General features: G+C 49.9%; 11 protein-coding genes and 4 pseudogenes. 7 read left to right on the top strand and 8 right to left on the bottom strand.

The genetic code is table 11. The features are described from left to right. Positions 1 to 525: 525 nt before the first annotated feature. The 3 genes and pseudogenes from ACIP1X_RS03075 to ACIP1X_RS03065 all read left to right on the top strand — a co-directional run. Positions 526 to 1,209 carry a hypothetical protein gene (locus tag ACIP1X_RS03075; protein WP_400749256.1) on the top strand — a complete coding sequence of 228 codons (684 nt, stop codon included), beginning with the start codon at positions 526 to 528 and terminating at the stop codon, positions 1,207 to 1,209. A gap of 76 nt (positions 1,210 to 1,285) precedes the next feature. Further along, positions 1,286 to 1,702: an N-acetyltransferase gene (locus ACIP1X_RS03070; RefSeq protein WP_400749250.1), complete on the top strand. Its 417-nt coding sequence runs from the start codon at positions 1,286 to 1,288 to the stop codon at positions 1,700 to 1,702. Positions 1,703 to 1,822: 120 nt separating this feature from the next. After that, a pseudogene (locus ACIP1X_RS03065) lies at positions 1,823 to 2,546 on the top strand (tyrosine-type recombinase/integrase); the annotation flags it as partial. Positions 2,547 to 2,578: 32 nt separating this feature from the next. On the opposite strand, the pseudogene ACIP1X_RS03060 reads toward ACIP1X_RS03065, so the two are convergent. Beyond that, positions 2,579 to 2,665: pseudogene (locus tag ACIP1X_RS03060) on the bottom strand (integrase); the annotation flags it as partial. A 102-nt stretch (positions 2,666 to 2,767) separates the two neighbouring features. On the opposite strand from ACIP1X_RS03060, the pseudogene ACIP1X_RS03055 reads away from it, so the two are divergent. Next, positions 2,768 to 2,863: pseudogene (locus ACIP1X_RS03055) on the top strand (hypothetical protein); the annotation flags it as partial. Positions 2,864 to 3,177: 314 nt separating this feature from the next. Here ACIP1X_RS03055 and ACIP1X_RS03050 read toward each other — a convergent pair. Further along, positions 3,178 to 4,458, bottom strand: a complete 1,281-nt coding sequence (locus tag ACIP1X_RS03050) for a relaxase/mobilization nuclease domain-containing protein (RefSeq protein ID WP_400749247.1) — start codon at positions 4,456 to 4,458, stop codon at positions 3,178 to 3,180. Beyond that, on the bottom strand, positions 4,448 to 4,816 hold the full coding sequence (locus ACIP1X_RS03045) for a hypothetical protein (protein WP_400749244.1): 369 nt from the start codon (positions 4,814 to 4,816) through the stop codon (positions 4,448 to 4,450). The genes ACIP1X_RS03050 and ACIP1X_RS03045 overlap by 11 nt, the downstream gene beginning before the upstream one ends. 1,373 nt (positions 4,817 to 6,189) lie before the next feature. Between ACIP1X_RS03045 and ACIP1X_RS03040 the strand changes: the two genes are divergently transcribed. The 3 genes from ACIP1X_RS03040 to ACIP1X_RS03030 all read left to right on the top strand — a co-directional run bounded on the left by ACIP1X_RS03040 (position 6,190) and on the right by ACIP1X_RS03030 (position 7,502). Further along, entirely contained in the window at positions 6,190 to 6,354 is a 165-nt protein-coding gene (locus ACIP1X_RS03040) for a hypothetical protein (protein WP_400749241.1), read from the top strand. 145 nt (positions 6,355 to 6,499) lie between these two features. Further along, complete coding sequence (locus ACIP1X_RS03035) at positions 6,500 to 6,724, top strand: AbrB/MazE/SpoVT family DNA-binding domain-containing protein (protein ID WP_400749239.1); 225 nt, start codon at positions 6,500 to 6,502, stop codon at positions 6,722 to 6,724. Between the two features lie 151 nt (positions 6,725 to 6,875). After that, a complete protein-coding gene (locus ACIP1X_RS03030; RefSeq protein WP_400749236.1) occupies positions 6,876 to 7,502 on the top strand; it encodes a hypothetical protein in 627 nt (208 codons plus the stop codon). 502 nt (positions 7,503 to 8,004) lie between these two features. On the opposite strand, the gene ACIP1X_RS03025 is transcribed toward ACIP1X_RS03030, so the two are convergent. The 5 genes and pseudogenes from ACIP1X_RS03025 to ACIP1X_RS03005 form a co-directional block, all read right to left on the bottom strand. Further along, complete coding sequence (locus tag ACIP1X_RS03025) at positions 8,005 to 8,583, bottom strand: DUF6037 family protein (RefSeq protein ID WP_400749233.1); 579 nt, start codon at positions 8,581 to 8,583, stop codon at positions 8,005 to 8,007. A 222-nt stretch (positions 8,584 to 8,805) separates the two neighbouring features. Continuing rightward, positions 8,806 to 8,958: pseudogene (locus tag ACIP1X_RS03020) on the bottom strand (transposase); the annotation flags it as partial. A 292-nt stretch (positions 8,959 to 9,250) separates the two neighbouring features. Beyond that, positions 9,251 to 10,135 (bottom strand): type II toxin-antitoxin system RelE/ParE family toxin, encoded by an 885-nt coding sequence (locus tag ACIP1X_RS03015; RefSeq protein ID WP_400749230.1) that lies wholly within the window; start codon positions 10,133 to 10,135, stop codon positions 9,251 to 9,253. A 5-nt stretch (positions 10,136 to 10,140) separates the two neighbouring features. Next, positions 10,141 to 11,208 carry a DUF3696 domain-containing protein gene (locus ACIP1X_RS03010; protein ID WP_400749227.1) on the bottom strand — a complete coding sequence of 356 codons (1,068 nt, stop codon included), beginning with the start codon at positions 11,206 to 11,208 and terminating at the stop codon, positions 10,141 to 10,143. Next, positions 11,205 to 12,422, bottom strand: a complete 1,218-nt coding sequence (locus tag ACIP1X_RS03005) for a DUF262 domain-containing protein (RefSeq protein ID WP_400749224.1) — start codon at positions 12,420 to 12,422, stop codon at positions 11,205 to 11,207. Before ACIP1X_RS03005 ends, ACIP1X_RS03010 begins: the two co-directional genes overlap by 4 nt. Between the last annotated feature and the right edge of the window lie 277 nt (positions 12,423 to 12,699).

Here is a 12,699-nt window from a genome sequence, read left to right as displayed (position 1 = left end):
AACCATAGGCTACTCGTGCCTGTGGTGATACCCAATTTAGCGGAACGAAGACGCTATGCCAAGGCAAATACATGATAAAAATCTATCGACATCATTACATTGATTACTTTCTATTTCAGTTTTTTTGAAAATTTTCCGAGTCGCTTGACTGGGAGCAGCAGGATATGCATTTCACATCCAGAAAATGACTGACAATGCTGCGAGCTGCCAGCTTTTCATTAAGAATACTCCGATTGTGTTGCAGTATCTTCCCCGAAAATCCTCAAACCCACGCATTCACTGAGGCTCAGCTCATATCACCATTCCATGCGCAAGCGCATGTTTGGCATTGAATGGCATGGATTGACGTATGGTTTGCCCCATTTTTGCCCACTCTCGCCTCACTATCCTGCCAGTATTCCTAACGTTGGCGGCCCAATGCCTCTGACAAGTAGCATCCGGCCAAAGCAAATCTAAATTTGTCCATAGATAAGTCACCATCTATTAGCGATAAAATACGTTCCAATTATTAAAGGGACGTGATCGATGACGTCAAAGGAACCGTTTCAGGTTCGCGATAGCTGGGTCATTGCCGATTCCATGGTGGAGACCTACGCAGAAATTGCGGAAGAGGCTTTCGGCTGTTTTTTATTCGAGAAGGGCAATCCGATTCCTAAGCCGCAATGGCCTAGCAACGCGACAGCCTACGACGAACAGGAAGCCAGAAAAACTGTAGTCGGCATCAAAACCATCGTGTTTTCTGCGATGGCCATCGAAGCAGCGGCCTATGAATTTGCGCTCATCCAACTGGGTGAACCTCTGGCGAAAATGTATCTGGATAAGCTGGATGTGGTAGGCAAATGGGTGGTCATCCCGCGACTGGTGTGTGGTCGATCCCTTCGCGAGGACGGTCCAGCCATTAATGGGCTTAAACAACTGGTTAAGGCACGTAATGCGCTGGTTCATCACAAAACCACAGAATGGGATCGTGCGGGTAAAGCCGAAACGGCCATGAGGCAACGATGGGCGTCCTTCGAAGCAGATCAGGTACCCAATGCATTCAAAACGCTGATTTTGCTTTCGTTGGAATTGAATGCGGTGCTGGAGACCGATGGGCCGCTTCCTCCTTTTGAGAAAGGTTGGATACACGCCAAACCACGCAATTCGCTGGTAGAGCACGTTGTGCATCGATGCCGCGAGGTTCATCGGAATAACTGGCGAGGGGTTTGAAGTGTCCGACCTTATCCCCCAAGAGAATCTCCGTCTAAGAGACGCTGAGTTTCAGCTTTCTACGGAACGACACCCTATGGAAGCGTTCGAGCCGATTCGCGATTTTTCCCAGCGTCGCAAAGCCAAATGGCTTGATGCACAAGCGGCCGCGGTGCAGCTGGTCAGTGAGTACCGGCCTGCTCAACGCAATACCTTCGTATTTCCCGGGCAGAACGGCGCCGCCACGATCCAGCGCGATGACCAGCGTGTGGGGTACGCCGATTTCAGTATCAACCCACTATGCGATCGACTGCACATCGACATGATCCAGATCGAGTCGGAGCATCAGCGTCGGGGGATCGATCTCGCAGTACTCTGGCAGCTCTGGCGAGAACACCAACTGCCGATCGTGCCGATTCAGCAATACGAGATATCCGGGCCATTCTGGTCGGCGGCGCTTCACCGCGGCCGGCGCCCGGCTCGAAGCGCAGTTGTACGGCTACCAACTGGATGAGGCGAAACAGCGCTGGCAGCACCTGGTACCGGAATCGGAGGTTGAGCGGTCGATCCGTAAATACTGGGAGTTGGTCGCGAGTGAATACGCCGCAGGTCGATCTGCTGGGTCGGGTATACGATGAAAGACTTCACACCACTAGACACCACGGACGCGCTGCGGACTGCAGGCGAACGCCGCCTAACCGCCGTGGAGTCCTGCGCTTGGCCGCTGTCCCGGCGGCGGTGGAATGGTTTGCTAACATCGACAACTCTCGCACCCGGCGCGCCTATCAGGACGACTTGGAAGACTTCTGCGGTTTTGTAGGGCTCTCGGTGGCGGATGAGTTTCGCGCGGTGACGCGCGCGCATGTACTGGCCTGGCGCGCCCAGCTCGAGCAGCGCGGGTTAGGCGCAACTGTCCGTCGCAAGCTCGCCGCCCGGGCCAGCCTCTCCGACCACCTGCTGGAAAGCAATGCGGTGGCCGAAGGCAACCCGGTGCATAGGCAAAGCGGCCAAGAATAGACAGCAACGAAGCCCCCCTGCCCTCGGCGATCATTAGGCCATGGCGCTGCTCGAGGCGACCGATCCGAGCATCCTGAAAGGTCAACGGGATCGCGCGATTCTCGCCGTGATGCTGTACCACGGCTTACGGCGCGAGCGGGCCGCGCAGCTGATGGTCGCTTATATTCAGGAACGCCACGGCATCAAGCACCTGAGGGGGCATGTCAAGGGCGGCAAATCACGTTTTCTGCCGTTGCACCCAGTCGCTTCCGAGCGGGTTTACGTTTACCTGGAGGCATCAGGGCATCGCCAAGTAGACCCGAAGGCGCCGTTTTTTTTTGCCGCTGCGCGGCCGGGCGACTTGCTTACGGTCGAAGGTTTGGCTTTCCTGCTAAACTATGCGCCCATCCCGATTGATCCGTATCTGCGCCGTGTAGGCCGTCGAGTTGTCCTTGCGCTTACGTGATGTGATCGTGCCCATTTCCAGTTGCTACATTGCCGCATTCACTTGCTACATTGTAGTTACCGACTTCGAAAAACAAGGAAAAGTGGGTAAAAACCGCTGTATAAAAGATCAGTATCAATGAATTCCGAAAAATCTGAAGCGCCCGTAAATACTAGCCAAGCCCGCCATGAGCCGTCTCGCCGCTTCAGTGTGGCCCCGATGATGGATTGGTCTTACCAAGTCTGAATTCATTGGTCAAAATGAACTTCGTGTGCAATTTATGTTCAACCAATTCTACCCGCTCTGTATCCTTCACCCAATTTATTGGACTGATCGATTGGACTCGACTCTGAGAGTCGATGGCTCCAGCCTTGGTACTACCGACTTGCACCACCCATTCTGCTCAATCGACCCGTTGAGTGAGATCTCGAGCTCTTCGTGCTATTTGTACTGGCACATTGGCCGTACCAGCCCGTAAAGAGACGCCATGCTGACCATCCTGCCCACCTCCTTATGCAGCACGTGCACTCGAGCAAAATATCATCGTGTCACACACGACAGCGATCCGATGGCTTGAAGCCTACTGCCTCTGTCCCTCCCGGTAACATTGGGACAAACTCAGGGGTAAGAAGTGGGAACGCCTCATCCTGATCGTACTCCGTATAGCCTTTGACTCCGGGATTGCCGGGCTTTGCCCTGTACCTAGCACCAACACCGAAAAGCGCGGCTAGGATCTGTAGGATGGCTTTTACCAGTGCCATCGCCTCCTCGTGAGCGATCTCCTGTCTAACTTGAGCGCCGGTTTTTTTCACCTTGAGCCTGATGAAGGGCGCATGGGCAGTGTGGGCCGGGATGAAGTACATGTAGACCCAGCCACGGTTGACCCAGTAGCGTTGCTCGGTTGGCTTAGGCTTGCCTTTACTCGCTGGATTTCGCTTAGAAAGCTCTGCTTGTAACTGCGGAAGCATGCTCGGTTCATATCTAATGCCTTCCTGTGTCGTCAGTTTTTGAAAGGTGAAACGCGCTTTCTTCAAAGTCTTACCTGAGGTGACACGATCCTCAAATTCAAAGCTAATCCCTTTTGGTTGGCCTTCGGTGCCGTATCGTAAGTGGACGTAGACGCGTTGCCTCCTTAAAGCCCGGACAAAATTGATAATGTCTCCATTACGCTCCCTGGTACTCTCGACACAAGCTCCAACCTTTGCAGCAAGACGGGATCTGTAGGGTATTGCGCGGGCCCTTGCGGCACCGTCGACCTCCCTACCGCTGACAGCGATGTTCCAAGTCTCTTCTGGTCTTGGGGACTTTTTGAGGCCGAACATGACCTCGATCTCGCTAATCGCTTGCAAGTTTTTTTCAAAATTATTTTTATCACTAACCATCGGAAAGCCCGACTCATAGCTAATTCGATTCGCAACGATATGAACGTGTTCGTTACCTGTATCAGCATGAAGGACTGATGTGTACTTTGTGCTGCTCTTGAAGCCCATCGATTTCAGGTAATGTCGTACGGCTATCTTCCACTGTGCAGGGGTGAGTGACTCACCAGCATCCAGCGAAAGAACCGCATGAAAAACCGGCTTCAAGCTTCTCTTTGGCTTTCCTTGCTCGCCTATTTTCAATTTTGTAGCGATATCCATGTCGAGGATCATACAACCCAGACTCTCTACGCAGCCCTTCTGTATTCCGACCTCTGGGCAGAAAGCTAGGCAGTTGGTATCGATTGTTTTAATATTGATGATGTCATGGTCGTGCTTTTTTCCTCCATAGATATATTTGATGCGATTAGCACAGGAGCCAGTGGAAGATTTCAGGATCTTACCAATCATAGTCTTCTCCCTCCTCGCCTTTACCACCAAGCCTAACTTTTTCCAGCTCGCCGAAAACATTCATCGCCACGTACATAATCTTTTTCATTAGCACTTCTTTTTCTTTGTCGTCCATAATCATCTGGGCAAGTTCAACGAGATGCTCACTGGCTTTCTGGGCTTGAGGAATAATCACGTATCTGCGTTTGGGCTTAGAATTGATTACGTAGTCTCTGACGAAAGCTCCAGCCGCTTTGTAGCCCGACTCCCTGAGACGCTCATCGAAAATAGCGCGCTCATCAACGCTCATGCGTATCAGCAGACTTTTGTCCTTCTTAGGAGACTTTACTGGCTTCGTAATGAGTACATGGTCACTCATACTGCATTTCTCTTCTTATCGAGACTTTTCTATTCTTTATTATGACTCTTGGAGCAGCACCCAGCGCAACCCCCACAAAGGGGGTGAGCATCAGATTATTTCGCACGAAATCGACCGTCGGGTATATCACCGACATAACTTGTTTCTTGTATAGCTCTAGAACAACGCTTTTTTTGCCCCCCATTAAGTAGCGCGTATATCATTGTTACGTCTGGCCCAATACGGGCCCATAGAGTATCAAGACAAGCCCGCGTAGGCTCAGTAAAGACCAGTACTGGCTCAAAGAACGCCAAAATCGGTCGCTAGAGAGCCAGACAAAGAAGCTAAATGCCCCCTAAAGCTCGAAAAGTGATCAATGACAGGTCTATCCGTAATAAGCATATAAGTCGACTCCCTGCGTTCTTCATCTTGCAAGCAATGTAGCTACCAGCCGCAACCAACCTCTTTATGGTGTACGGAGTTGATTTAATTCTTTCTCCACAGGCAGACTACGAGTAACACAGTTACTTACCCTTGGAGCTGACGCATGCTGCGAGATTCAACAAAAGGAAGAAGTTTTGACCTAGCAACCGTTACCGTCCACCAAGTGGACGAATGGATCGAAGCGCGTCTGTGTACCTTAGAGTCTAGACACGACGATCACGGATTTATCGAGGTCGACTCTATTGAGTACCAACAGCTAAAAGCCTTCAGAGCTCTGCTCGAGAAAATGGCATTGGCGACATATTTCAACTCACCGACCATTCTCGACAGCCTGGAGCGCCGTCGCATGCGTTCGATCCAACTGTGTTCAACAGACTCCTTAGGGCCCGTCTAAGCGTTACAACGGAACCCTAACGCCTAGTCGCGAATTTGATGCGATACGTATATAGCGGTGCTCCACATTTGCTGAGTACTCTTCCGTGCTCGTAGATCTAGCACTTTTCAATCACAGGTATGGCGTGCAGATTTATACGACTACCGACCGACAGGCCCAAAATAAACGGTAGAGTCTATGAGCTCTAACCGTCCGGCTAAGACATCTGCCCGGGTTGGTAGGTAACTACCAGTCGTTCGCCCCTTTCTCAACCCTGCGGAAAGGTGATCTCAAGCCCCACTCCACGCAAGTGAAAGAGGCCGTTGATTGGAGTAACCGAGAGCGACTAACCTGACCCGATCCAAGCGAGGCCATACTTGCCATGAGCATTGAAGCAAAACTCCTTCACCTCCAAACAATCCAAAACCGAGCACTCAGGAGCGTCGTGGTAATGTGGACGGATGCCGTGCTATAAAAATAAACGCTTAAAAATCAATCGCTTATGTAGTATTTAAATGTGGACAGATTCCGTGCGCGAGCTCAAGGAGCTCCAACGGGAAAAAAAGGAGATCACTGCATGATGATCGGCACAGCGCTGTGGGAGGTCATGGGAGAGCTGTCGGAGGATCGAGAGGACGCATTCGTTTTCCAGGGCCAGGCGGGCACAGCGAAAATCGACAAGTCCAGCGGAGTGATCAGTCCCCGCGATGAGGCTCACCACCTGCTTTACGACAGTGCCTAACCTTTGGCACATGATCGAGCACGGGCGACGGAGCTTGAAGCTCAAATGCTCGCTGAGATGATCGAACTGCGGCGGTCGCAAGCTGACCGAGATCGAGAGCTTATGCTTAAGAAACTAGCTCTCAGGCCTTTTTGACGGGTATCCCATGACCTCCGCGACTGTTACCTCCAGAAACCAGATCACAATCCCTGCTCAGGTGCGTGCTTCTCTCGGTCTGCGGCCAGGCGATAGCGTTGACTTCATCGAGATAGAGAACGGCCAGTTCGCCATCGTGGCTGTCACGCAATCTGTTGAGCGCCTGAAGGGCATGATCCGCATGCCGGAGATCGCCGTGAGTATCGATGACATGAACGCAGCCATCAAGCCGTAACCCCTTCTTCCAAGAGTGACATTGGCTCGTTATGCGTAGCTTGATAGATAGACCAGATTATTTTCGGGAATGGAGCGGATTCCGCTTGCGGGGCGGATTCCGCTCCGCTATAAAGACGTAAGCAGCGACACACTGTTCAAGGACACCTGGCATGAGCATCGAAATCACCGAGATTTATTTTGAAGAGGTAGACCCAGAGCTGCCGGACTGCGTAATTGCCGTTGCGGTCGTCGATGGGCTCGAGCAGCGTTTTGTACTTAACCCTAACTTGACTCTGGATTACGAAAACAACCGCTTACATGATCTGGATGTCGAGGCACTGGTAGAGGCGCTGGCCGCTTATGTCGCCGCCGAGGCGGTCGAGCCTAACTTTGATCTGGACGCGATGACTGAGAAACTGTCTGAACAGCGCAACCAATGTCATGTGCTGTACCGGTCTGGAGATGGCAGTTATGAGCTATGTCGCCATGACTCTGAGCTGAATCTTCAGCTCACGGTTGGTCGTTATCACAACGACACTGCCGCATTTGGAGCGCTGACGGCGTTGCTTGCGAGCCCGCGTTTAGAGTCCCCGGATCAATTGGACTATTCGACCGATCCTGCCGTATTGCGGGAACTAATTGACTCCATCAAGTCTCGCCACGGTGTCAGTCAGCGTGATCAGGCCGAGGCCCTGGGGGTCGGCTGGACGACCATGCGTGATTGGCTCAACGGCAAAGCGAAGTGGCCGAAAACCGCGCAGTTTGCCTTGTATGTCTGGGCTAATAAAAAGGGCTGAGCCCACTTAGCTAGCCGCAGCCTGCGGCTGCATTTGGCGGGATATCAGTGAGCCATAATTCTTTATAAAACGCCTAGAGTACAAATGTACTCCTGGCACTCACATCGAAAATGCCAGGGACTCATGGTTCCGCCGTGAGGTGAGTAAGCGACTTTGCCCGTCGCCTTACCGTCGAGGATATAGGCAAACCTGGTGCTGTCTGCTAGACCAGATATTGAAGTGTTTTCACCACGCATCGGAGGCCGCGAAATGGTTCTACCGAAAGGTCTCGAACACATCCTGTTTCATGCGTTGGTAAGAGCTCGACTCGAGCTGGATACTCATCCGAAATTTGATGATAACGACGCGGTGACCATGTTCTTGTCCGGCGAGGACAACTGCGGCTATACCTGTTTAGAGAAAGTGCGCCTAGGCTATCGCCTCTCGCGAGAGCGCTCGGTACCTATTGGAAATTCTTTCCAGTCCCAATAGGTACGTGCCCAGCGCCCAGCAGTTCGGCTGACTATTTCGAGAGATCTTTAGTCCATGAGCCGCCAGTTTCGGTAGAGCTCCAACGCGAAGAAGCACTCCGCTCCTGGCTATGGCGTAAGGCGTCTGGGCCCAAGAGAAGCAAAGTTTTGTGCTGGTTCTCAACACTGGGCTTCTGGCCTTGCGTCCAGTATGACCAGCAGTTGAAGTAAGGCTTTTCTCTGTCCTCGATAATGTCGGGGCGCAAGCGTACGATTTCTGATGGCTTCGGATTGGCCTTCACAGTGGCCTGGGTGGGAATGGCATCGTTAAGTTCGGCCAGGAATTCTTTGGGTATCAGTCGTTTCCCACTAGAACCGTCCTCTTTAAGAACCTCGACGAGATCACCGTACATGTCACCTAGGAAATCTCGAATCCGATAGCCTGCAAGGACGTCAAATCGGAAGAATCCTCGGGCATACCCTCGGGCCGTGAGCGTGAGCACAAAAGGCGTGTCCCGCGTGGAAAACAGGCAATCGAAGCTCGCCGCACCAGTTCTCACCAAAAATTGCTGCATATCACTACCGATCGAGATCATGCTGCGATGAAGTAGCCTTAGCGAGGTCATTTCCATGTAATGAGTTCCTTAAACAAGAGCCTCTGATGATGGAGAGACTCGCCGGGACGAGCAAGTGGCAGTCCGCCATCTACCCAACCACACTTGCCTCCCGGCTACTCGCTCGACCGCCACTTCAAAAGTCAGCTTGACTAAGAGCTTTCGTGTCTTTCTCTCGCAACGGCATCTCATCTACCTTGTAGCTCACCTGGCGAATGGAATGGAATACCTGGCTGCCGCTGCATACGGATCATGCCTATTCATGCGCGCCGACTCAATTAAACTCATGATCGCCGTCGCCCGTTTGCCACTGCGCAGCGATCCGGCAAACAACCAGTTTGAACGCCCAAGTGCCCACGGTCGGATCTGGTTTTCCACCTGATTATTATCGATGGCTGCGGGCATTGCTGGACGACTTGGGCTTTAAAGAGCTTGAGGTAAGAGGTTCTTTGGCGCATTGAAATCCTGACGATAAGGGTGATGGTGTCCACGTAGTTTTAGATGAACACAATCGCCCTTATGGCCGGGATCAAATAAGTGAGCTCGCCGGACTCTTACTTTCCTTAGACGCCGCAACCAGCATGAATGCGCTGGTCAAAACCGGGCAAGCGGAGGTATTCCAGTACAATACTGAAAAGGTGCTGAGTCTGAAACCAGGAGATCTAATTGAATTCATGGTTAGATGTTAAATACTCTTGAGAAGTTCTTTTGCTTTATCGATATTATATTTATAACCTTCATCGTTGCGTTTTTTTATAAACCCTACAAGCACGGCATGCTTAGGAGCATTTAATGCTTTAAATAAGACGCGAATCGCACCTCCAGCATGCGCAGAAAATCTGATCTCTTTCAAACCTTCAGCGTCGTTAAGGGTGTCAATGAGAGGCCTTCCTCCTTTGAACTCCCGCTCGACTGCTAGCTTCATTTTTTCGGCGACTCGATGTTTGTTCTCGTCTGTGAGTTTTATGAACCAGTCATGAAAATATTCCGTTACATGGTGGTTACCGCAGATTGCAAAAATGTCAATATTACGGAAAAGCTCAAGAAGCTCCTTTCCGTGCTGCTCGGAAGAGATATTGTTCACGGATAAAGTTTCGTCCGTAAAAGATCCATCCGAAGTCCGAGCCAAAGGTATTTTTGAAAAATTCCAACTCTCGGCAGTGTTAATGCTGAGCATAGTGGCATTGGTGAAAAAAGCCAAACTTAGAACGTCTGGATATTGAGCTGTTGCTTGACCTGGAATATAGAAGGTATATTCGGCTAGCTGGTTGAATACCTCTTCCTCGAGATGGTCGAGTGCGGGTGTTTTATCATCGACTTCAGTTAAAAAAAGCAGCATGTCGTGCTCGTTTTCATCTGCTAATCGAATCAAAAAATCTTGATATGTGAACGACTCACCAATTAAAAAGTCCGAAAAATCCTTTATATTGCTATCAACGTAGAGAGTAAATCGATCTGCGCCGCCGTTCAATTGCAGCAAGCCTTGTAGTGCATCCTCGAAAAGAGCATACCCTTCCGCTGGGGTATTTGCTGGAAAGCTATTCGTATTTAAGCAGACCAAGTGTTCCATCGCGCCTAGTTCCTTCTGGCAAGAATAGCCCTATTTTTTAGTGTTTGATCAAAAAAACCATCTGGCCAATAGTCCAGTTTCCCGGAGTCATTGATAGTGGGAGATACAATTTCGGTTAGACCCTCTTTGCTCTTAGATAGGAAGTGTAGTGAGATATCCTCGGCTTTGATCAGCGACTCCTTAACAGCGATTCTGATACCATCAATCAGGTGATCACTATGAGTCTCCGTGACTATCTGAACACCGCAAGAAGCAGCTAAAGCGAGCAAACGTCCCATGGCAGTTTGCCCCTGCGGATGCAAGTGAGCTTCAGGGTTTTCGACAATCACGAGGGTGCCATTACTAGTGCGTTGTTTCTCCCATTTATCTCCCCAACCTTCTCCCCAGCCAGCCGCGGGTGCACTTGCAGCCATGCCGAGAACTGCAGTCAAAATCGGCAGTGTATAACTTAGGCCAAATCCAACGTTTGCTGGGCGGAAACTATCATACTCTGCCCTAGCGAAATCAGCTTTGTGATCGGTAGAAAGCTCGATGACTACACCAGGCGCAATTTCACTAAGCCATCCCGCTAACTCGAAAGCCAGGGTTACACCTTGCGATTCGGGGTGGCGAAGTTTTTCTGGGATGATTGCATCACCCATTTTCTGCATAAAATCAAAAACAAACTCCCCTTTTTCACCAATATACGGTAGCTCTTCAATAGAGCGCCGCAAGGGTAGTACTGTTTGTGGGCCAAGGCGACCGGCGCCTACATAGCTAAATACAGGAGAGAAAGACGGGTGACTGCAAGATCCTTCACTGAGTGTGAGTGTGTGCTTTTCTTTGTCGGCTGTTTCGACTATTACTTCAATTGGCTCATCTTTCGTTGAGAATTTTGAGCGAATTTCAGAAATTGAACCGTGACCTTCAAGCAACGGCGATCCACCTTTTGCGGCGAGGTCATACATTCTAATCGCCTGTATGATAGAGCTTTTGCCGCTGTTATTAAGTCCGGATAATACCGTCAGCGCACTGGTGGAAATGGTTTTGTTTGGAAGGGACTTAAAAGCCCTCAATGAAATGGAACTGATCATTTGTTCTCCATGATAGTCGCCTGGACAATACCTAGTATTGTACCGTACCGATCAACTACGTCCTTTGGTTGGGATGAGTTTCTTCCTATTGAGTTCAGGAATGCCTCGTCATTTAAAACCGATTCGTACTTGCCTACAAGATGGCTTTTGCTATTTTCGAGAATCACGAATTCAGGTTCGGTCAGTTCGGATAGAACGTTAGACCAGATTTCAAATAGTGCTTTATTTATTGGTGTCTTTTTTCCGGATGGCAAGGATTTGCGAAACGCGTGCGCTCCAAAGATCTTCTTATTTCTGATCATAGCCAGTTTGAAACGTTCTTTGATCGTTTCGATGCTTCTGACATTAATTGTAGGAACCAAGGAACTTTGAAAAATCTTATGCAAGAGTTTATCATCAAGCTCGGGCATGCAATTAATTACGCGCATGGTATTGCTAAGCCAGGAATCCATGCTTGATTTGAAGTCCCGTCTCCCGAACACCATGAAGGAAATAAACCTCAAAATTAGTTCCTGTGCCCCCATCCTTGTGTCATTAATATTGCTGTCAACCGCCGTTCTGAATTCTTGACTTTCGGCTAAACACCGAAGGAGCTTAGAAGATTTCCCTTCATAAAGCGCGTGACGTATTTCGTGCGCCGTTAACGGCATCCCGCCAGTGTTGATCCGCTTAAAAATATTGCGTTTAACCGCTTCTGGAGTACCTGGATTAATTACGGTGAAACGCATTTCAGTTTCCATAATGGTGTTCACGAGACGAATGTCTCGTTCGTCCTCGTTAAAATCACTGAAATATTTTCCGTTGTACTTGCTGCCCAGAAACTCCAAATCGCGCAACTTTAGAAAGTTTCCGTTATCGCCTAAGATAAAATTTCGTATTGTGGATAAGCGCTGAAGACCATCTACAACCTCCCATTTACCAAGTTCATTAGCCGCCACATAAAACATTGGCAAAGGGATTTTAAGCATAATGGATTCAATAAGGCGACTTCTTCGCTTGTCATCCCATACTTCATTTCGCTGAAAGCTTGGACTCAAGTGGATTGATTTCTGATTAAGTCGCCTGATGAGTGTATCCATTGGGATAGGTTTTTGATCTATGGAGATAGAGTCGGAATCAAAGGGCTCAAGAGTTAACTCTTCTTCCGAGTCCCGCTCAATACCCGTAGCCTCTCCGCTTTCCGAAAGCTCCTCTTTGTAGTTGACCTCTTCCATTTCGGAGCTCCCTTTTTAATTAAGCTGCATAGGTTTATGAATTTCGCCGAGTACGATCATACCGTGCTCAGTCATCCGCCAGATATATTGCCAGAGAAATGCGCTTGTTCTCTGTAATGGTTCAATCATTCCCAGTTTAACGGTTCTCATTCTAGCGTCTAATGGCTTACCTAGATAGCTAGCTGCGGGAACCTGTGAGGCGTATCGGGTGTAACTATTTTGGTAACCCTCAGTGATTTGCGTATGGCGACCATAAGCATTTGCTTACCGATCGCTC

The organism is Pseudomonas sp. NPDC088885, assembly GCF_044750025.1.
Lineage (GTDB): Bacteria > Pseudomonadota > Gammaproteobacteria > Pseudomonadales > Pseudomonadaceae > Aquipseudomonas > Aquipseudomonas rustica.
The sequence above is the reverse complement of the archived record's forward strand: the minus strand, read 5'-3'. Positions and strand labels throughout refer to the sequence as shown.

Bases quoted from the DNA above. Each gene is read 5' to 3' on its own strand.
- ACIP1X_RS03075 (WP_400749256.1), top strand. From the start codon at position 526: ATGACGTCAAAGGAACCGTTTCAGGTTCGCGATAGCTGGGTCATTGCC.
- ACIP1X_RS03070 (WP_400749250.1), top strand. From the start codon at position 1,286: ATGGAAGCGTTCGAGCCGATTCGCGATTTTTCCCAGCGTCGCAAAGCC.
- ACIP1X_RS03050 (WP_400749247.1), bottom strand. From the start codon at position 4,458: ATGATTGGTAAGATCCTGAAATCTTCCACTGGCTCCTGTGCTAATCGC.
- ACIP1X_RS03045 (WP_400749244.1), bottom strand. From the start codon at position 4,816: ATGAGTGACCATGTACTCATTACGAAGCCAGTAAAGTCTCCTAAGAAG.
- ACIP1X_RS03040 (WP_400749241.1), top strand. From the start codon at position 6,190: ATGATGATCGGCACAGCGCTGTGGGAGGTCATGGGAGAGCTGTCGGAG.
- ACIP1X_RS03035 (WP_400749239.1), top strand. From the start codon at position 6,500: ATGACCTCCGCGACTGTTACCTCCAGAAACCAGATCACAATCCCTGCT.
- ACIP1X_RS03030 (WP_400749236.1), top strand. From the start codon at position 6,876: ATGAGCATCGAAATCACCGAGATTTATTTTGAAGAGGTAGACCCAGAG.
- ACIP1X_RS03025 (WP_400749233.1), bottom strand. From the start codon at position 8,583: ATGGAAATGACCTCGCTAAGGCTACTTCATCGCAGCATGATCTCGATC.
- ACIP1X_RS03015 (WP_400749230.1), bottom strand. From the start codon at position 10,135: ATGGAACACTTGGTCTGCTTAAATACGAATAGCTTTCCAGCAAATACC.
- ACIP1X_RS03010 (WP_400749227.1), bottom strand. From the start codon at position 11,208: ATGATCAGTTCCATTTCATTGAGGGCTTTTAAGTCCCTTCCAAACAAA.
- ACIP1X_RS03005 (WP_400749224.1), bottom strand. From the start codon at position 12,422: ATGGAAGAGGTCAACTACAAAGAGGAGCTTTCGGAAAGCGGAGAGGCT.